Source organism: Gammaproteobacteria bacterium (assembly GCA_024235095.1).
Lineage (GTDB): Bacteria > Pseudomonadota > Gammaproteobacteria > Competibacterales > Competibacteraceae > UBA2383.
In genome coordinates, this window is record JACKNC010000001.1 from 1561036 (window position 1) to 1578958 (window position 17923).

17 protein-coding genes and 1 pseudogene are annotated in these 17923 nt (G+C 57.5%); 7 read left to right on the forward strand and 11 right to left on the reverse strand.

Translation table 11 applies throughout. The features are described 5' to 3' along the window. Positions 1–96: 96 nt before the first annotated feature. Positions 97–837, reverse strand: coding sequence for a Uma2 family endonuclease (locus H6973_06905; GenBank protein MCP5125358.1), 741 nt, complete (start codon positions 835–837; stop codon positions 97–99). Positions 838–971: 134 nt separating this feature from the next. Between H6973_06905 and H6973_06910 the strand changes: the two genes are divergently transcribed. From H6973_06910 to H6973_06920, 3 genes are read left to right on the forward strand one after another with little or no spacing between them, the layout of a single operon-like run. Next, positions 972–1676 carry a glycosyltransferase family 2 protein gene (locus H6973_06910; protein MCP5125359.1) on the forward strand — a complete coding sequence of 235 codons (705 nt, stop codon included), beginning with the start codon at positions 972–974 and terminating at the stop codon, positions 1674–1676. Positions 1677–1687: 11 nt separating this feature from the next. Further along, the gene (locus H6973_06915) at positions 1688–2068 is read left to right on the forward strand and encodes a DUF2304 domain-containing protein (protein ID MCP5125360.1); all 381 of its coding nucleotides are present in this window, start codon (positions 1688–1690) and stop codon (positions 2066–2068) included. 8 nt (positions 2069–2076) lie between these two features. Further along, positions 2077–3276, forward strand: coding sequence for a glycosyltransferase (locus H6973_06920; GenBank protein MCP5125361.1), 1200 nt, complete (start codon positions 2077–2079; stop codon positions 3274–3276). Here H6973_06920 and H6973_06925 read toward each other — a convergent pair. Genes H6973_06925 through H6973_06935 form a run of 3 tightly spaced genes read right to left on the reverse strand, consistent with a single transcriptional unit; the run spans position 3247 to position 5658 of the window. After that, positions 3247–4113: a tRNA threonylcarbamoyladenosine dehydratase gene (locus H6973_06925; GenBank protein ID MCP5125362.1), complete on the reverse strand. Its 867-nt coding sequence runs from the start codon at positions 4111–4113 to the stop codon at positions 3247–3249. The two genes, H6973_06920 and H6973_06925, sit on opposite strands and share 30 nt — an antisense overlap. Continuing rightward, positions 4088–4879, reverse strand: a complete 792-nt coding sequence (locus H6973_06930) for a TatD family hydrolase (protein ID MCP5125363.1) — start codon at positions 4877–4879, stop codon at positions 4088–4090. The genes H6973_06925 and H6973_06930 overlap by 26 nt, the downstream gene beginning before the upstream one ends. Positions 4880–4890: 11 nt before the next feature. Continuing rightward, a complete protein-coding gene (locus H6973_06935) occupies positions 4891–5658 on the reverse strand; it encodes a helix-turn-helix transcriptional regulator (protein ID MCP5125364.1) in 768 nt (255 codons plus the stop codon). A gap of 161 nt (positions 5659–5819) precedes the next feature. Here H6973_06935 and H6973_06940 point away from each other — a divergent pair, with 161 nt between their 5' ends. Beyond that, the gene (locus H6973_06940; protein MCP5125365.1) at positions 5820–7409 is read left to right on the forward strand and encodes a choline dehydrogenase; all 1590 of its coding nucleotides are present in this window, start codon (positions 5820–5822) and stop codon (positions 7407–7409) included. Here H6973_06940 and H6973_06945 read toward each other — a convergent pair. From H6973_06945 to H6973_06955, 3 genes are read right to left on the reverse strand one after another with little or no spacing between them, the layout of a single operon-like run. Beyond that, on the reverse strand, positions 7406–9205 hold the full coding sequence (locus H6973_06945) for a sodium:proton antiporter (protein ID MCP5125366.1): 1800 nt from the start codon (positions 9203–9205) through the stop codon (positions 7406–7408). The two genes, H6973_06940 and H6973_06945, sit on opposite strands and share 4 nt — an antisense overlap. Positions 9206–9226: 21 nt before the next feature. Beyond that, positions 9227–9496 carry a hypothetical protein gene (locus H6973_06950; GenBank protein MCP5125367.1) on the reverse strand — a complete coding sequence of 90 codons (270 nt, stop codon included), beginning with the start codon at positions 9494–9496 and terminating at the stop codon, positions 9227–9229. A 27-nt stretch (positions 9497–9523) separates the two neighbouring features. Next, a complete protein-coding gene (locus tag H6973_06955; GenBank protein MCP5125368.1) occupies positions 9524–10567 on the reverse strand; it encodes a hypothetical protein in 1044 nt (347 codons plus the stop codon). Here H6973_06955 and H6973_06960 point away from each other — a divergent pair. Then, positions 10506–11680 (forward strand): annotated as a pseudogene (locus tag H6973_06960) (IS630 family transposase). The gene H6973_06955 and the pseudogene H6973_06960 overlap by 62 nt on opposite strands. Here H6973_06960 and H6973_06965 read toward each other — a convergent pair. The 4 genes from H6973_06965 to H6973_06980 all read right to left on the reverse strand — a co-directional run bounded on the left by H6973_06965 (position 11669) and on the right by H6973_06980 (position 15318). Continuing rightward, complete coding sequence (locus tag H6973_06965) at positions 11669–12748, reverse strand: Cache 3/Cache 2 fusion domain-containing protein (protein ID MCP5125369.1); 1080 nt, start codon at positions 12746–12748, stop codon at positions 11669–11671. The pseudogene H6973_06960 and the gene H6973_06965 overlap by 12 nt on opposite strands. Before the next feature lie 113 nt (positions 12749–12861). Then, a complete protein-coding gene (locus H6973_06970; protein MCP5125370.1) occupies positions 12862–13011 on the reverse strand; it encodes a hypothetical protein in 150 nt (49 codons plus the stop codon). Between the two features lie 96 nt (positions 13012–13107). Then, positions 13108–14820: a proline--tRNA ligase gene (locus H6973_06975; GenBank protein ID MCP5125371.1), complete on the reverse strand. Its 1713-nt coding sequence runs from the start codon at positions 14818–14820 to the stop codon at positions 13108–13110. A gap of 27 nt (positions 14821–14847) precedes the next feature. Then, a complete protein-coding gene (locus H6973_06980; GenBank protein MCP5125372.1) occupies positions 14848–15318 on the reverse strand; it encodes a DUF4124 domain-containing protein in 471 nt (156 codons plus the stop codon). Between the two features lie 336 nt (positions 15319–15654). Between H6973_06980 and ilvB the strand changes: the two genes are divergently transcribed. Then, entirely contained in the window at positions 15655–17400 is a 1746-nt protein-coding gene (gene ilvB, locus H6973_06985) for a biosynthetic-type acetolactate synthase large subunit (GenBank protein ID MCP5125373.1), read from the forward strand. Next, a complete protein-coding gene (ilvN, locus tag H6973_06990) occupies positions 17397–17903 on the forward strand; it encodes an acetolactate synthase small subunit (protein MCP5125374.1) in 507 nt (168 codons plus the stop codon). Before ilvB ends, ilvN begins: the two co-directional genes overlap by 4 nt. Positions 17904–17923: the final 20 nt, after the last annotated feature.

Genomic DNA, 17923 nt, shown 5'->3' on the forward strand with positions numbered 1-17923 from the left:
CGGCATTCCCTGAACAACTTTCGAGAAAAGTGAACAAAAAATCGGGGCAAACGCCTGTGAGGCTAATAGGATTTGGCCCGTCGGCCACCCATCACATCAATCCGGACTGACGCCTAACTCCCGCAAGCGTTGCGCCAGACGCTCCGCACGCTGATGTTCCTGCTCCTTCTCGCGTTGAGCCTGTTCGGCCCGCCGACGTTCCTGCTCAGCCCGCTGGCGTTCCTGCCTTGCCTGCTCCCTCTCCCACAGCGCCGTTTCTTCCGGCCCCAGCACCAAGCCTTCATCTGCGTCAAAATACCGCAACCATCCGCCCTGCGGGCCAAGATACAATCCCAATTCCGCGCTCCACCGCCAGCCCCGCTCATTGGCCTGAATCGCTTGGTACTGCCGATCGACGAGGCGAAATCCGGCGAATTCCCCGGTAATTGGCGAGAACCAGAAATACTCTGGCGTCCGAAAAATATTCTGGTACAGGCTTTTCTTGTCGGTGCGATCCACCGAGGCAGTGGAATCCGACAATAACTCAATGATCAAATCGGGATAACGGCCCTCTTCCTCCCAAACCACCCAGGAATTGCGCGGCTCGCGCGTTACCCCTTGCACCAGAAAGAAATCCGGCCCGCGAAATTCACGACGGCGTAGTTGCTGATGGGTGTAGTACACCGTCAGATTCGCGCCAATGAAAAAATCGTTGCGCTCCCGCCAACGCCACTCCAGATGGCTGACCAGCAAAGCCAGTTGTTGGTAATGTTGCGTACTTTCCATTTCCGGTTCATCACTAAGCAGTTCCCGAGCGTCCGGCATCCGCTCGGCCAGTTGTTGCGCTGTAAACGCCATCATCAAACCTCCAGATCATGAATGATAACCGGATTGGCCAGAAAATCGGCGGGACAATCCTCGCCTTTGTCCACCCCGAATCCATTGATTGTCATCGTACCGCACTTTAAAGAGAATGTTATCATCACTATATTATGATCACTGCTGACCACCTCATTGCCCTCATCCCGGCCCACAACGAGGCTGCCACCGTGGGCGAGATCGTGGCCCAGGTCCGGAAACAGTGGCAATGTCCTGTGGTCGTGATTGACGATTGCAGCGCCGACGCCACGGCCCAAGTCGCCCAAAACGCCGGTGCCATCGTGTTGCCGCTGACTATTCAACTCGGCGCATGGGGCGCGATTCAAACCGGATTGCGCTACGCTCTGCGGCAAGGCTACCGCACCGCCATCACCCTCGATGCGGACGGTCAACATGAACCGGCCAGCATTGGCGCCCTGCTCGAACCACTCGTCCGGGGGCAAGCCGACGTCAGCATCGGCGCATTTCCAGAGCGAGCCAGCCGCGCTCGACGCTTCGCCTGGAGCTACTTTCGCTGGCTGACCGGACTCAAGCTGGAAGACATCACCTCTGGCTTTCGCGCGTACAATCAACCGGCCATGCACGTACTTGCCTCCAGCGAAGCCAGCCTGCTGGATTATCAGGACGTCGGTGTGCTACTGATCCTGCGTCGCCAGGGACTACGAACCGTAGAGGTGCCGGTTCCGATGCAGGCCCGTGCGAATGGCGCATCGCGCGTCTTTCGCTCCTGGTTGATCGTGGGAAAATACATGCTGCAAACCAGCCTGCTCTGCATCGCCCGGGTCGGCTATAACCATTCGCCACCGGCTGACGACTAATCCTCCACATTATGATTACTTATCAAATCACTTCGATGGCGATGGGAATCGCTATCGCCGCTGTCATTTTGTTTCTGGTGCGCCGTGACCATCTGCACGGCCCTTACGCCATTTGGTGGATCGGCGCCGCCGCTACGGTTGTTGCGCTGGGTTTCTTTCCCCGACTGTTCGACTATCTGGCCGTGTACCTGGGCGTTCGCTACCCACCGATTCTAGCCATCGTTCTGGGGCTGGGTCTGCTGCTGGTCAAAATCCTGACTATGGATATGGAACGCTCGCGACAGGAGCGGCTGATTCGCCGGTTGGCGCAACGCCTGGCCATGCTGGAAGCGCGAGAACCCGCTGTACCTCCCCAAATCCCTTCTCCCATCAGAGGACCAGGCGAAGATTGAACAAGAATATCCGCGTCCTGCACATCGGCAAATACTACCCGCCCTTCGCCGGCGGCATTGAACATTTCCTGGCCGATCTGCTACCCGCTTTGCAACAACAAGGGGTTACGGCAGCAGCGCTGGTGCATGACGAGCAACCCCGCCGGGGAGGCCAACGCCCGGTCGCGACCGATCACCCGCCGATCTACCGCGCTCCCAGTTACGGACGATTGCTTTACGCTCCCGTCAGTCCGACCTTTCTCTTCTGGTTAAGTCGCGCCATCCAGGAATTTCAACCGGACCTGCTGCATTTGCATTTACCCAATACCTCCGCCTTTTGGGCGCTGATGCTTCCTGCTGCCCGGCGTTTGCCCTGGGTGATTCACTGGCATGCCGATGTCGTCGCTTCGACGCTTGATCGACGATTAGCCATAGCCTATCGACTATATCGGCCATTCGAGCAACGTCTATTGGCTGCTAGTCGGGCGATCATCGCCACTTCCCCAACCTATCTTGCCGCCAGCGCCGCGCTGGCCCCGTGGCGCGAGCGTTGTCATGTCGTCCCATTGGGTCTCGACCCAGCGCGTATCCCTGATCCCGATCCGGTTGTGCTGGAGTGCGCGGAAGCAGCATGGGGCTGTGAAAGCGAGGGTTACCGCAGATTCAGAGTGCTGGCTATTGGCCGCCTGACTTATTACAAAGGCCACGATATTCTTATTCAAGCCGCTGCTGACCTACCGAATACCCAGGCGCTCATTGTCGGAACCGGCGAACAGCGCAACCGGCTGGAAGCGTTGATTCAGTCGCTGAGCCTCAATGAAAGCGTGCGCTTACCCGGTTTTCAGTCCGAAGCGGATCTCAACGCCCTACTAGCCACCTGCGATGTGTTGTGCCTGCCATCGTTGGAGCGTACCGAAGCTTTTGGGTTAGTGCTGCTGGAAGCCATGCGTTTTGGTAAACCAGTGGTGGTCAGCGACATTTCCGGTTCTGGCGTCGGCTGGGTGGTAGACCAGGCCGGACAGGGCTTAAAGGTTCCCGTTGGGGATGCACAAGCGCTGGCGGCAGCGTTGCGGGCATTGCAAAACGATTCGGTAAAGCGAACAAAACTCGGTCAGGCCGGCGCAACCGCGCTGCGGGAACAGTTTGGTATTGAACCGGTCGCAGCAGTAATCACGAATTTGTATGGTTGGCTAACTCATTCAGCCAACGGATTCCACCCCAGCCAATAACCGCTGAATCACCACTCCCGCCAGCATCACGCCAAACAGCGCTGGCATATAGGAAATCGTGCCATTCACCGCTCGTGGCCGACCGGGCGTATCGCTGCTAACCGGTTGATGTGGCAAGGGCGGACGGCGCAGTTCATCGCTGTAAACCACTGGGTAATTCAGTGGCGCGCCTCGTTCCCGTAACTGACGACGCAATTCGCGGGCCAGTGGGCAAACGTGCGTTTGGTTCAACGTTGCTACCTGCACCCGACGGACATCCAGACAATTACCCGCTCCCAGTGCGGAAACCACTGGTACGCCGTGGCGATGACAGGCCGCGACCAAAGCCGCTTTGCAAGCGATGCTGTCGATGCAATCAGCAACGTAATCGAAGGGTAAGCATTCACCTCCCCCCTTTGAAAAAAGGGGGGCGGGGGGGATTTCGCCAAGATGACGGGACCCAAATCCCCCCTCACCCCCCTTTGCCAAAGGGGGGGACTGAACGGTTACGTCGAAGGTAGTAGCGGACACCAGGGACTCCGCCCCATCCGGTTGTAGAAATTCCCCAATCAGCGTCAATTCCAACGTCGGGTCAATATCGCGCAATCGCTCGGCCATGACTTCAATCTTCGGTCGGCCCAGCGTCGAATGTAGCGCCAGCAACTGGCGATTGAGATTAGATGGCGAGACTACATCATGATCCAGCAAAGTCAGCCGACCAATCCCGGCCCGGCCCAGCGCCTCAGCGACATGGCCTCCGACTCCACCCAGCCCAGCTATCAGCACCCGCGCCGTGCGCAACCGGGCCAGCCCTTTAGCGCCGATCAGGATTTCAGTGCGCGCCTGCGGGTAGGGCATCGGGCAACCGAAATAAGCGGCGGGCGTTTTCCGTCGTCGCGGCGGCGATTTCGACGGGATCAGCGCCGCGCAATTCGGCAATGCAATTAAGCACCTCGGCCATAAACGCCGGTTCATTGCGCTCGCCGCGATGGTTACTCAACGGCTGATCCGGGGCATCAGTCTCTAACATGAAACCATCCAAAGGCAAATAGCGGATCAGATTGCGCAGACGGGTGGCGCGCGGATAGGTCAACGGACCGCCAAAACTGAGCAGGATACCCATATCCAGCAGCCGCCCTGCTTGATCCTCACTCCCGGAAAAGCTATGCACCATGCCGCGCACTCCGGAAAAGCGCCGTAGAAACTTGATGACCTGATCCACCGCATGACGGGCATGGATCACGACAGGCAAATCGTGACGACGAGCCAATCGCAGTTGTTCGGAAAAAAACTCGGCTTGAGCATTCGGATCGAGATCAGGCAGGTAATAATCTAGCCCACATTCGCCAATGGCTACCGGCCGTTCCCGATGCAGCCAGTTCGCCAGCGCGTCCAGATGCTCCGGTCGATGTTCCGCCAGATAAGCAGGATGCAGGCCATAACAGGGATACAGTCCAGGATATTGTTTTGTCACGGCCTTGAGCTTGGGCCATAGACGGGCGCTGACCGCCGCCAGCACCTGCGCGCCTACGCCCGCATCTCGCGCCCGATAGTAAGCCGCCTCTCGATCAGGATCGAAACTGGCCTCGTCGAAATGATTATGACTGTCGATAAGCGTAAGCATCTTGCGCCCAATCAAGCAAGTTCAATCTGAACATTAGCGGCGCGGCCAAACACCGAGGACGGCGTGATGCCGAACATGTTGCGGAACGCCCGGCTGAAATGCGAAGAATCGGCAAATCCGGCATCTAGCGCCGCGTCGGTTAGGGTCAGGTTTTTGGAAACCAGCGCTGCCACCACACGCATTCGGTGCCATTGCCGAAAGCGGCGAATCGGCACTCCCACTTCTTCCTTGAACAGATGCACCAGTCGGGTTGGCGACAGGTTGATGTACTCGGCCAGTTCGTTCATTGAGTAGCTGCGGGTTAAATCCTCTTTCATTAACTGAATGACTTTCTGAATCCGCGCATCCAGTGGTTGTGGACGATTCTCCGGATTCGGCGGAGGAATCAACCGGTCCAGCAAATCATGAATCACAGCAGCGTCCGGCTGTTGCTCCCAGGCTGTGCTCAATGCGGTCAGCACTTCCTGCTCATGCGTCAGTTCATACAGACATTGCCACTCGCCATCGAGCATGGCGTTTTGAATCGCCGGATAGTCGGGACTCTCCGGTTCGATGAACAGAATCGCCATAAGGGCGCCACCGACCTGGATTGCGTGCAGACAACCCGGCGGAACCAGGACGCTGCGGCATTCCCGCCAGCCATGGCTTTCGCTTTCCAGCACCTGGAAGGGTCGGTCGATGCCCACGCACAGCGCCGCCGAACCAAGCCGGTGTTCGGAAATATCGGGCAAGCGGCCCATGAAAAAGCCGCGATTTTGCCAAACATACAACTTGTTCAACGCATTGCCTTTCTTGGGATGATTTTTCGGAACATTGAAAAAGTGTAGTTCTCTCATCCGCCATTAGCCAGTTCCGACAAATCGTTGCCATTTCCGACAAGCCCCGCCTCGCTAAAGTTATTAGCCTTGCACTCAGTGGCGATGAAAGAAGGTGCGGGTTAATGTACGACAATATTATTGTGGGCGCGGGTTCGGCGGGCTGTGTGTTGGCTCATCGCCTGTCTGCCGATCCAAACCGGCAGGTTTGTTTGCTGGAAGCAGGTCCCGAGGATAGCAGCCCGTGGATTCACCTGCCGGTGGGTATCTTCTTCACCATGCGCAGCCGGACCTTAAACTGGCGCTACCAGACTGAGCCGCAGTCCGAATTGTATAACCGTCGGCTGTTCTGGCCACGCGGCAAGACCCTGGGCGGCAGCAGTTCCATTAACGCCATGGTGTATACCCGTGGTCATCCTCGGGATTACGACTACTGGGCGGAACTGGGCAATTCCGGCTGGAGTTACGCCGACCTGTTGCCGCTGTTCAAGCGCAATCAGCATCAGGAACGCGGCTCGTCCGACTATCATGGCGTCGGTGGCCCGCTCAACGTCGCCGATTTACGTCAGCACAGCGAAATCAGCCAGGTTTTCATCCGCGCCGCCGCCGAGGTCGGCTATCCGCTCAGCGACGATTTCAATGGCGCCGAGCAGGAAGGCATCGGTTTCTATCAGGTCACCCAGAAAAATGGCCAACGGTGCAGCAGCGCCCGCGCTTACCTGCATCCGGTTCGCCAGCGTCGCAATTTGACGGTGATGACTCATGCGCTGGCCAGTCGGGTGCTGTTCGAGGGTCGGCGGGCAGTGGGCGTGGCCTATCTGGACCCGGCGGGAAAAACGGTGGAATTGCCGGCGCGGCGCGAGGTGATTCTGTCCGGTGGGGCGATTAATTCGCCGCAACTGCTCTTGTTGTCCGGGGTTGGACCGCGCGCGGAACTGGAGCGGCATAGCATCCCGCTGGTGCATGAATTGCCCGGCGTCGGGCAAAATTTACAGGATCACCTGGATGTGGTCGTCGCCCAGCGCGATCGCCGCCGGGCTTCCTATGGCTTTGCCTTGTCGTTTCTGCCACAGGTATTCAAAAGCATTATTGAATACCAGATGTGTCGGCGCGGCTTCCTGACCAGCAATCTGGCCGAAGCGGGCGGTTTCGTCAAATCCGATCCGGCGTTGCCCATCCCCAACCTGCAATATCACCTGACCTCAACCATTCTCGACGATCATGGCCGGCGCATCTGGCATGGCTACGGTTATTCGCTGCACGTTTGCGACCTGCGGCCCAAGAGTCGCGGCGTCCTGACCCTTAGAAGCGCTGACCCGCGCGATCCGCCTTTACTGCAACCGCGTTATCTCAGCCACCCCGATGACCTGGAAACCCTGCTGGCTGGTGTGAAGACCTGCCGGAACATTCTGGCGGCGCGCGCGTTCGACGGCTACCGGGGTGAAGAACTGTTTCCCGGTGAGGCGGTGCAAAGTGACGATGAGCTTCGCGAGTTCATTCGCCGCCGGGCCGAAACCATTTATCACCCGGTCGGCACTTGCAAAATGGGTCATGACCCCCTGGCGGTGGTGGATGACCGGCTTCGCGTCCATGGGTTAAGCGGTTTGCGGGTGGCGGACGCCTCGATCATGCCCACACTGATCGGCGGCAATACGAATGCTTCGACTATGGTAATCGGCGAGAAGGCGGCGGAATTGATTTCGCACAATCTCTAAGCATTGTTCTCCGCCCCCTTCGCCGGTTCGGTCGGCGGCAATAGACTGATGAGCGTCCAACCTGCATCCAGGTGCGGGGTCTCCCGAGTCGAAAACACCCGCAACATTCCCTTGGGATCGAGTGCAAATAGGGGAATGGCTTCCTCGCCCCATTTGTCGCGGAAGGCAGCGAAATCAAAACTCGCGGTGAGCGGCGTGGCGCGGATCGCGTGACCCTGCGCCAGCCGATCATGAATGCGGGCGTAAGTGACCTGTTCGCCAAAGAGCCGGGCCGTGCGATAGGACAGGACCACCTGGTTACGGTTGATGCTGTCCCGCTCCTCGTCCAGGCGCAGACTGTAGATATGATCCGCGCCGAACAGCGGGCGGTAATACAGACTGACCAGCGTATTGCGCTCCATCCACACTGACATGGCTAACAGCGTGCCGATGCTGTCGAGGTCCAGATAAGTATCAGCATGTTCGGACAGGATGTTGCCGTGATAAACCGGTATTCCATCCATGCGGGGGGAGCGGAGGTTCTGCCAAACGGGATCGGCCAGAATCACCGGAATCTCGCGTTGATGGAGTGTCCGGGCCACGGCGCGCGAGACCGGATTGCTGCCGGCGATGAGCACGCCATGCGGCGGCGGCGCAGCCACGCCCAGTTTCTGCACCACGATCCGGGCGGTCAGGCTCTGCAGGATCACCGTGACCAGAATCACCAGAAAAGTCAGCGCCGCCAGGGTTCGCGCCTCATCATAGCCCAGGCGTTCCAGTTGCAGCGCAAACAGCGCGGAGACGGCGGCGGCGACAATGCCGCGTGGCGCAATCCAGGCCAGCACGGCCTTTTGTCGCCAATTCAGGCTGGAGCCAATGCCTGCCAGCCAGATGGCGACTGGCCGAGCAATGAACAGAATAGCCAACAGTACGCCCACGGCGCTCCAGCCGACCCCCGCAAAAGCATTCAGATCGATTCGCGCCGCCAGCACGATGAACAGTACTGAAATTAGGAGCAGGGTCAGGGTCTCCTTGAAGTCCAGAATGTCCTCGATGAGCAGATCGGGGGTGTTCGCCAGCCGCATACCCATGACGGTCACCGCCAGCAAGCCGGATTCGGCGGCGAGCGCGTTGGAAAAAGCGAACACACTGAGCACCAGAGCCAGACTGGCGACCCGATGCAGGTATTCGGGCAACAACTGTCGGCGCATCAGCGTCGCCAGCAGCCATGCACCGGCCAGACCCAGGAGGATGCCGGCAGTCACGGTCACGCCGAACATCAAGACGGTGTGCTGATGCTGTTCGGACACGGTGAATTCGAATACCAGCACGGCCAGTAGCGCGCCAATCGGATCGATCAGAATGCCTTCCCAGCGCAGGATGCTGGCAATCTCCCGCTGGGGGCGAACGCTGCGCAACAGGGGCGCGACCACGGTCGGTCCCGTAACCGTGACCAGCGCGCCAAACAGCAGGGCCAGCGACCAGGGCAGATCCATGCACAGCCGGGTGGCGAGGGCGATCAGCAGGCCATTGACCAGTGCGCCGAACGTGACCAGATTGCGCACCATGCGGGCGCGACCGCGGATCTCCTTGAAACGCAAAGTCAGCGCGCCTTCAAACAGAATCACCGCGACGCCCAGCGAGACCATCGGGAACAGCAAATCGCCGAACAGTTGATCGGGATGCAGCCAGCCGGTGACGGGGCCTGCGAGCAGACCGGCGGCCAGCAGAGGAAGAATAGCGGGCAGACCCAGCGCCCAGGCCAGCCATTGCGCGCCAACGCCCGCCAGCAGAATGATGGCGAGGGTCAGGGGAATGAAGTCGTGCAAGGGCGAGCCTTAATGATCGTCGGTCGGTTTGGCGTTGCTCTCGCTATGTCGCTCCAGAAAGGCTTCCACATCAGGCCAAACCTCACGGATCACCAGCAGCTTTTTCAACCCCAGGCTGAACGGACGAAACGCGCCCTCAAAGGTGAGCGTGGGATGACCCTTATATTCGGTTTCAGTGACTGTAGGTTTTGCAGGTTTCGTTGCGCTGCGCAGTCGCGCGTTTTCCTCCTCCAACTCACGTAGGCGTTTGAGCATATCCTGTTCATCTTTCGATGGCATTGTTGGGGTCTCCTGATAAAAAAACCTTTAACTTTCAATCTTAAAAAACTTCATTAATTCATTCAATTCCTTGGCTTGGGTATTGACGATTTCCCCCGATGCCGTTGCTTGACTGGCCAAGGTGACGTTTTGTTGAACCATGCCATCCACTTTCGCTACCGCCTGACTCACCTGCTCGATGCCAATAGTCTGTTGTCGGTTGGCGGAAGCAATTTCCGCCACGATACTGTTAACTTTCTGCGTCGCAAGGACAATCTCGTTCAGGGTCCTACCGGATTCATTGACAAAGCGTTCTCCCTCAGCGACCTTGGCGACACTATCCTGAATCAGCGTTTTGATTTCCTTGGCGGCTTCGGCGCTGCGCTGCGCCAGTTTGCGCACCTCTCCAGCCACTACGGCAAAACCCCGCCCATGCTCTCCGGCGCGCGCCGCTTCCACGGCTGCATTCAATGCAAGAAGATTGGTTTGGAAAGCAATCTCATCAATGACGCCGATGATATCCGCCACTCTGCGGCTGGCGGTATTGATTTCGGTCATAGCGGCAACGGCTTGACCCACCACCTGACCTCCTTGTTCCGCCTGGGCGCGAGCGCCGGCGGCCAGCGAATCGGCCTGTTGCGCATGGTCAGCATTCTGTTTGACGGTAGCGGTCAGTTGTTCCAGCGTAGAAGCGGTCTCTGCCAGTGCGGAAGCCTGTTCTTCGGCATGGTGGGTCAGTTGTTGATGATTTTTGGTAATCTCTTCAATGACGCTATGCATGGAGGAAGCCGTTTCGCGGATTTGCGTCGCCATGTCAGTCAGATTGCTGGCAATCTCCCGGACGGCCTCCAGAAGGCGACCAATCTCATCCGTTCGTTGGTGATGCAGGGGGGCCTGCAACTCGCCTTGGGCCAGACAGTGAGCCGCCTCCATGGCGATTTTCAGAGGTTTACTAACTAGTGGGCTGACACAGAAGTTTTGACAGGTAGCGGTGGGTGCCCTATGGTTGAGATCAACAGGAGGAATCACCATGGCCCACAAGTATCTGGTTGATCTAACTGAAGAGGAGCGGGAAGACCTGCTGAAGGTCATTCATAAAGGCAAGGCAGCGGCGCGCAAGGTTGCCCGTGCCCATGTGTTGCTGCAGGCTGCGGAAGGGGCGACGGATGAGGCCATTGCCCAAAGCCTTCACTTGGGGATTTCGACCGTTCATCGTACCCGTCAACGGTTTGTCGACGAAGGGTTGCTGGCGGCGTTAAGCGAGCGGCCACGAGTCGGTTTGCCCCCGGCCTTGACCGGCAAACAGGCCGCCTTTCTGGTCGCCTTGGCCTGTAGTACCCCGCCCGCTGGCCGTTGTCAGTGGACTCTCCAATTGTTAGCGGACCGCTTCATGGAACTCCGGCCCATCGAAGCCATTTCCCGTGAGAGTGTGCGGCGCATCCTTAAAAAAACGACCTCAAACCCTGGCAACGTCAAGAATGGTGTATTCCCAGTGTCAGTCCCGATTATGTTTGGCATATGGAGGATGTGTTGGACCTGTACGCCGAACCCGATGATCCTCAATACCCCCAAGTGTGCTTCGATGAAAGTCCGGTGCAATTGACCAGCGAAACCCGCTGTCCTCAACCCGCCCGCCCGGGTCAACCGGCGCGCTATGACTGTGAATACAAACGCGAAGGCACCGCCAATTTATTTCTATTCGTACAACCCTTGCGCGGGTGGCGTCATGTTAATGTCACGAAACAGCGCACCAAACGCGATTTTGCCCAGCAAATGCAGCAACTCGTTGATGTGTACTTTCCGAAGGCGGAGCGAATCCGGTTGGTCGTGGATAACCTCAATACCCACACTCCTGCGGCCTTGTATAGTGTCTTTTCTCCAGAGGAAGCCCGCCGGATCACCCGCAAGCTCGAATTTCATTACACCCCCAAGCATGGCAGTTGGCTCAATATGGCGGAATGTGAGTTCGCTGTTCTCGCCGGCCAGTGTTTGAATCGCCGCATTGCGAACCTCGAAACTTTGCGGAAGGAAATCGCCGCTTGGCAAGGCCCACGCAACCTACGTCAGACCAAAATCCACTGGCAGTTCGGCACCGACTTGGCCCGGGTCAAACTCAAGCGCCTCTATCCTCCCTTGAAATCTTCTGAAACCCCGGTGGACCTAGAAACCTCTGAACCTGTCAAAACTTCTGTGTCAGCCCACTAGATGGCGAATCGCCAAGTAAAGGAAGAGCGTAGTGACAATAACCGTAAAAAGTCCAAGCCAAGCCAGTTGGCGAGACTTGGCGTTGGCCGCGTGGGTGATCTCGTCGACGAAAGCGCTGCCCGTGATAATCCACTCCAGGCTGCTGGTGAAATCGAATACCGCGATTTTTTCACGAGGCGCTGTTCCCCCCGCTTTTGCGTCGATTCGGGAGTAGCGGATGACGCCGCGCTGTTTTTGAAGCACCTGTTTGATCGTCTCTGCAACAGGGTCATTCCCGGACTCCAATAAATTTACTCCCTCCTGAGTAGGGTGCAGAACAAACCGGCCATAATCTTTACCGGGTTTGGCGTCGATGACGTAGTAGTAGCCGGTTTCGCCGATTTTGAGCGCCTTGATTCGGTCTTTGATACGGGTTCTCAACGGCGCGCTAATATCGACGCCCACAAACAATACGCCGATCACTGCGCCATTTTCTCCCTGAATCGGCTGATACTTGGTCATGTATTCCCGGTTAAACAGCGTCGCGATCCCGTGATAAGATTGACCTTTGAGAAGTTGTTGGTAGCCAGGGTGCTGACGATCGAGGAGAGTGCCGATAGCTCGTTCGCCGTTTTCCTTCTTCAGTGAAGTACTGATGCGGATGAAATCATCGCCTTGCCTGACGAAGACTGTAGCGACCCCGCCGGTTTGTCGAGTAAAGGCATCCGGCATCGAGAAGTCCAGGTTAATCGGCTGATCGCCGCTTTTCAGCACGGGTGTAGGGCGACCGGCAATGTCGACCGTGGCGGAGGAATCGAGGATAAAGGGATCGGGAAAGTTTTGCGCAAACAGCTGCAAGGCGTAGTCGGTTTCCGTTTTGAATCCTTCCACGGCAGTAGCGACCATATCCAGTAACCCGTCGATTTTCGTTTTTATCTCGGCAAGCGCCTGTTCCTCGATCAGCATCGTGGTCGAGACCGAAATCAGCCAGGCGGGAACAGTAAATACCAGGGAAATGACCAGCGGAACCAGCAACGCCAGTTTTGTTCCGACGTTAAATGACCTTATCTTGCTAATTATAAATCGCATTTTTTCTACCCCCCATTGAAAAACAAGCCATTCTATAGCTCGATCTTTCAATTTTAATTTTAATTTCAATCGGGTATAGGAAAGTGAGATTATCGCTAGACAATTGGCCTGTTTCACTCCTTTTTCACCCAGAGTCTAACCCGCAATTCTTCTCCTGCTAATGCAAATTCCGGTTCCCGTCCCGACAACAGGCGCGACAGTCGGATGATCAGTCGGGGAATATCAGTGCCAATGTTGGCGAAGGCCACGATTTCCCCAGCCACGCTTTCTGGGTTTTCCAATTGACGCTCGAGTTCCCAGCGCTGATTTTCTGCCTTGAGCAAGCGCCGCTAACAGGTCTTCTCATTACATCGTGTGCTTTAACGCCCGGGAGACCGTCCCCGCAGCCATGCCACTAGCGTCTCCCGCGCAACCTGTATGCTTTCCGCATCACGCCGGCCACGATATTCCACCTGTCCCGCCTTCAGATTGCGCTCGCTGATCACCACCCGATGCGGAATGCCGATCAACTCCATGTCAGCAAACATCACGCCGGGCCGGGCGTCGCGATCATCCAGTAAAACGTCGATACCGGCGGCCAGCAATTCCTGATACAGCGCCTCGGCGGCCTCGCGCACCACGACAGAACGGTTCGCGCCAATAGGCAGTACCGCAACTTCAAACGGCGCCATCGCCGCTGGCCAGATAATGCCGCGCTCATCGTGATTCTGTTCAATGGCCGCTGCGACCACTCGCGATACGCCGATCCCGTAGCAACCCATGGTCACGGTTACCGGTTCGCCATTTTCACCCAATACTTCGGCCTTCATAGCCGCGCTGTATTTGCAACCGAGTTGGAAAACATGACCGACCTCGATACCCCGGGCAACGGCCAGTGCGCCCTGCCCGTCCGGACTGGGATCGCCTTCGACCACATTGCGAATATCGGCGACCAGCGGCTCGAGACAATCACGGCCAAAGTTGACCCCCGTTACATGCCAGTCGTCCTGATTGGCGCCGGTGACGAAATCCGCCATGTTGGCGACGGTGCGGTCGGCAATGACCGTTCCAGCAAACCCGACCGGTCCCAGCGAGCCAGGATGCGCGCCAAACGCCGCGTGAATCGCTTCGGGGCTTGCAAAGGCCGGCGGTTCTTTCACTTGCGGCAGTTTTCCCGCCTTGATCAAATTCACCTCATGATCGCCGCGCACCAGCAGCAAAACGGGTTGCCCATCCTCCCCATCCACGATGACCGCTTTTACTGTGCGTTCAGCGGAAATTTCGAGGAAGGCGCACAATTCGGCAATGGTTTTAATGCCGGGCGTGCGAACTTGGGTCAGCGTTTCTTTCGATGCGGGTCGCCCGTCTGGAGGCGCCAGCGCCTCGGCCATTTCGACATTAGCGGCATAATCGCTGCTCGTGGAAAAGGCAATGGCGTCCTCGCCGGAATCGGCCAGGACATGAAATTCGTGGGAGCGCGCGCCGCCGATGCTGCCCGTGTCGGCCAACACCGCGCGGAATTTGAGATCGAGCCGACTGAAGATGCGCGAATACGCCTGATACATGGCCTCGTAAGTTTCCTGCAACGAGGTCTGGTCGATGTGGAAGGAATAAGCATCCTTCATCAGAAACTCACGCGCCCGCATCACGCCGAAGCGGGGGCGAACCTCATCACGGAATTTGGTCTGAATCTGGTAATAATTGACCGGCAACTGCCGGTAACTTTTGATCTCGCGGCGGAACAGATCGGTGATCACTTCCTCGTGCGTCGGCCCGAAGCAAAAGTCGCGCTCATGGCGATCCTTGATTCGTAACAACTCGGGACCGTATTTTTGCCAACGACCCGATTCCTGCCACAGCTCCGCCGGCTGCACGGCGGGCATGGACAATTCCAGAGCGCCGGCACGGTTCATCTCCTCCCGCACCACCGCCTCGGCCTTGCGCAACACACGCAGACCCAGCGGCAGCCAGGTGTAAATGCCCGCAGCCAGCTTGCGGATCAGACCGGCCCGTAACATGAGCTGATGGCTGACGACCTCGGCGTCAGCCGGGGTTTCTTTGATAGTAAATAGCGGAAAACGGGATACGCGCATGAATCATCGACCTTGTAAAACGAAATATCAGGGATTGCAGAAATAATCCTGGTCTTTTTGGGCTTTCTGCAACTCTGTTGCGCGCTCCTCAGCGCTCAGAGTCACCTTGTTACCCTTGGCGTCGGCTCTCACGACCGGCCGGTCGCCTTGCAGGACTTCTACATTTTTCTTGGCGATTTCGCAGTTTTTGGCGCGTTGATCTTCCGCTTCTTTTTTCGCCTGTTCCTGTTGTTCCTGAGTCTTGGCCTCCTCCTCGGCCAATTTCCGGGCCAGTTCCTCCTGCTCCTTGGTCAGGTCGCGGCCAGCCTCGGCCCCAGACACCGCGCCGCCGGGTTTACGCACCGTTTCGTAGGGGACGCCAGTCGGCGGCGGCAACTCGGAATATTGTGGCTGGCCCTGGTCGTCCATCCACTTATAAATGAATTGCTGAGCCTGGGCGCCGGTCATTAGTCCGCAACCACCCATCAGCACCATGCATAACAGTGTTCGTTTCAACATCACAAAATCTCCCATCACGTTGAAATTTTGGGAAGGCGGTCGCCACGCCGGGGCGGTTAACGCCTTGCGAGCATTCTCCAATAATCCGACGGGATTTTGCTGGAAAATAAACTTGTGTAGTATAGCGAGTCCGCAAGGCCCGCGCTTGACGTGTACTTGACGGTTCACGGCGGGTTGCGCCCGCTGGGGATACCCCTACCGCACGGCGGCGATCCCGCCCAGTCGCGACCCCGGCAGCCACCTTGAGACCACGCCATGACGCCCTGTACCTTGGCAAAGGTGTATCTTGTTGACTAGCAAGTTTAAATTAACCCTGCATTATGAGGAGTCCACCCCGTGGAACCGATCACTGGCGCTGAAATTCTGGTCCGCTGCCTTCACGAAGAAGGCGTTGAATGCATGTTTGGCTATCCGGGCGGTGCTGTCCTGCATATCTACGACGCCCTGTACGCCCAGGAAAAAATCAAGCATGTCCTGGTCCGCCATGAACAGGCCGCGGTCCACGCCGCCGAGGGCTATGCCCGCGCCAGCGGCAAGACCGGCGTGGTGCTGGTCACATCCGGCCCCGGCGTCACCAATGCCGTCACCGGCATCGCCGACGCTTACATGGATTCTATTCCGCTGGTGATCTTCTCCGGTCAGGTGCCTACCGCCCTGATCGGTAACGACGCCTTCCAGGAAGTCGATGCGGTCGGCATCACCCGGCCCTGCGTCAAGCATAACTTCCTGGTCCGGGACATCAAAAATCTGGCGGAAACCGTTAAGAAAGCCTTTTATATCGCCAGCACTGGCCGTCCTGGCCCGGTATTGGTCGACCTGCCAAAGGACATCACTATCGGCAAGGCCGAGTTTCATTATCCCAAGAAAGTCAAGTTGCGTTCGTACAATCCGACGATCAAGGGTCACGCCGGGCAAATACGCAAAGCGGTGGATTTGATCCTGTCCGCCAAGCAACCGATGATCTACAGCGGCGGTGGCGTCATTCTGAGCGAAGGCTCCACGGAATTGGTGGAACTCGCCCAACTGCTCGGTTACCCGATCACCAACACCCTGATGGGGCTGGGCGCTTATCCAGCCACCGACCAGCAGTTCATCGGTATGCTAGGGATGCATGGCACATATGAAGCCAACATGGCGATGCATCATTGCGACGTGTTGATCGCCATTGGCGCGCGTTTTGACGACCGAGTGACCGGTAAGATCGACCGGTTCTGCCCGGAGGCCAAAATCGTTCACGTCGATATTGATCCGTCGTCGATTTCCAAGAATGTACTGGTCGATATTCCCATCGTCGGCTCGGTGCCGAATGTGTTGCGGGCCATGATCAGCGTGATCCGCGACGAGAAGCTCAAGCCTGACGCCAAGGCATTGGAGCACTGGTGGCGACAGATCGACGAGTGGCGGGCGATGAAGTCGTTGAGCTATCGCCAGAGCGATGAAGTGATCAAGCCGCAGTACGTGATCGAGAAGTTGTATCAGGTCACTGAAGGCAAAGCGATTATTACTTCGGATGTCGGCCAGCATCAGATGTGGGCAGCGCAGTATTATCATTTTGACCGGCCGCGCCAATGGATCAATTCCGGCGGTCTCGGCACCATGGGTTTTGGCTTGCCGGCGGCGATGGGCGCCAAACTGGCGTTTCCTGATCAGGATGTGGCCTGCGTGACCGGCGATGGCAGCATCCAGATGATGTTGCAGGAATTGTCGACCATGAAGCAGTACTACACGCCGGTCAAGATTGTGAATCTGAATAACGGCTATCTCGGCATGGTGCGGCAGTGGCAGGAGTTTTTCTACCAGAAGCGCTATAGCATGACTTATCTGGAAGCGCTGCCGAATTTTGTCATGCTGGCCGAAGCGTATGGCCATGTCGGGATGCGCATCGAGAAACCGGGCGATGTGGAAGGCGCGTTGCGCGAGGCGTTCGCCATGAAGGATCGCACAGTGTTCCTGGATTTTATTACCGATCAAAGCGAGAACGTGTTCCCGATGATTCCCTCGGGCGGCGGCCAGAACGAGATGCTGCTGGCCGAGCGCGACGAGATGGTTTCGACTCATGAAGAAGGGATGGTGCTGGTGTGAGCAATAATAGCAATCGTCATGTGATTTCCATTTTGATGGAAAACGAGGCCGGCGCGTTGTCGCGGGTGGCCAATCTGTTCTCGGCGCGCGGCTATAACATTGAAAGTCTGACCGTCGCCCCGACCGATGACCCGACCCTGTCGCGGCTGACCTTGGTCACTTCCGGCAATGAGCAGATCATCGAGCAGATTGTCAAACAGCTCAACAAGCTGATTGATGTAGTCAAGTTGATCGACCTGAGCGAGACCGATTCCATCGAGCGGGAGTTGATGCTGATCAAGACTAAAGCGATTGGCGAGCAGCGCGCCGAGATGATGCGCCTGTCGGAAATTTTCGGCGGACACATTCTCGACGTGACCGAGTCGACCTATACCATCGAGTTGACTGGTACCGGTGGGAAACTGGACAACTTCCTGAACGCGGTTGAGAAGGACGCCATTCTGGAAGTAGTGCGCTCCGGCGCAACGGGTATTGCGCGAGGGCAGAAGGCGCTGCACGTTTAATTCAGGGTATTTCTCACGCT

What these genes read in the sequence shown, in the direction of transcription:
- H6973_06905 (MCP5125358.1), bottom strand. Translation starts at nt 837, where the DNA reads ATGGCGTTTACAGCGCAACAACTGGCCGAGCGGATGCCGGACGCTCGG.
- H6973_06910 (MCP5125359.1), top strand. Translation starts at nt 972, where the DNA reads ATGATCACTGCTGACCACCTCATTGCCCTCATCCCGGCCCACAACGAG.
- H6973_06915 (MCP5125360.1), top strand. Translation starts at nt 1,688, where the DNA reads ATGATTACTTATCAAATCACTTCGATGGCGATGGGAATCGCTATCGCC.
- H6973_06925 (MCP5125362.1), bottom strand. Translation starts at nt 4,113, where the DNA reads ATGCCCTACCCGCAGGCGCGCACTGAAATCCTGATCGGCGCTAAAGGG.
- H6973_06930 (MCP5125363.1), bottom strand. Translation starts at nt 4,879, where the DNA reads ATGCTTACGCTTATCGACAGTCATAATCATTTCGACGAGGCCAGTTTC.
- H6973_06940 (MCP5125365.1), top strand. Translation starts at nt 5,820, where the DNA reads ATGTACGACAATATTATTGTGGGCGCGGGTTCGGCGGGCTGTGTGTTG.
- H6973_06950 (MCP5125367.1), bottom strand. Translation starts at nt 9,496, where the DNA reads ATGCCATCGAAAGATGAACAGGATATGCTCAAACGCCTACGTGAGTTG.
- H6973_06955 (MCP5125368.1), bottom strand. Translation starts at nt 10,567, where the DNA reads ATGACCTTCAGCAGGTCTTCCCGCTCCTCTTCAGTTAGATCAACCAGA.
- H6973_06965 (MCP5125369.1), bottom strand. Translation starts at nt 12,748, where the DNA reads ATGCGATTTATAATTAGCAAGATAAGGTCATTTAACGTCGGAACAAAA.
- H6973_06975 (MCP5125371.1), bottom strand. Translation starts at nt 14,820, where the DNA reads ATGCGCGTATCCCGTTTTCCGCTATTTACTATCAAAGAAACCCCGGCT.
- H6973_06980 (MCP5125372.1), bottom strand. Translation starts at nt 15,318, where the DNA reads ATGTTGAAACGAACACTGTTATGCATGGTGCTGATGGGTGGTTGCGGA.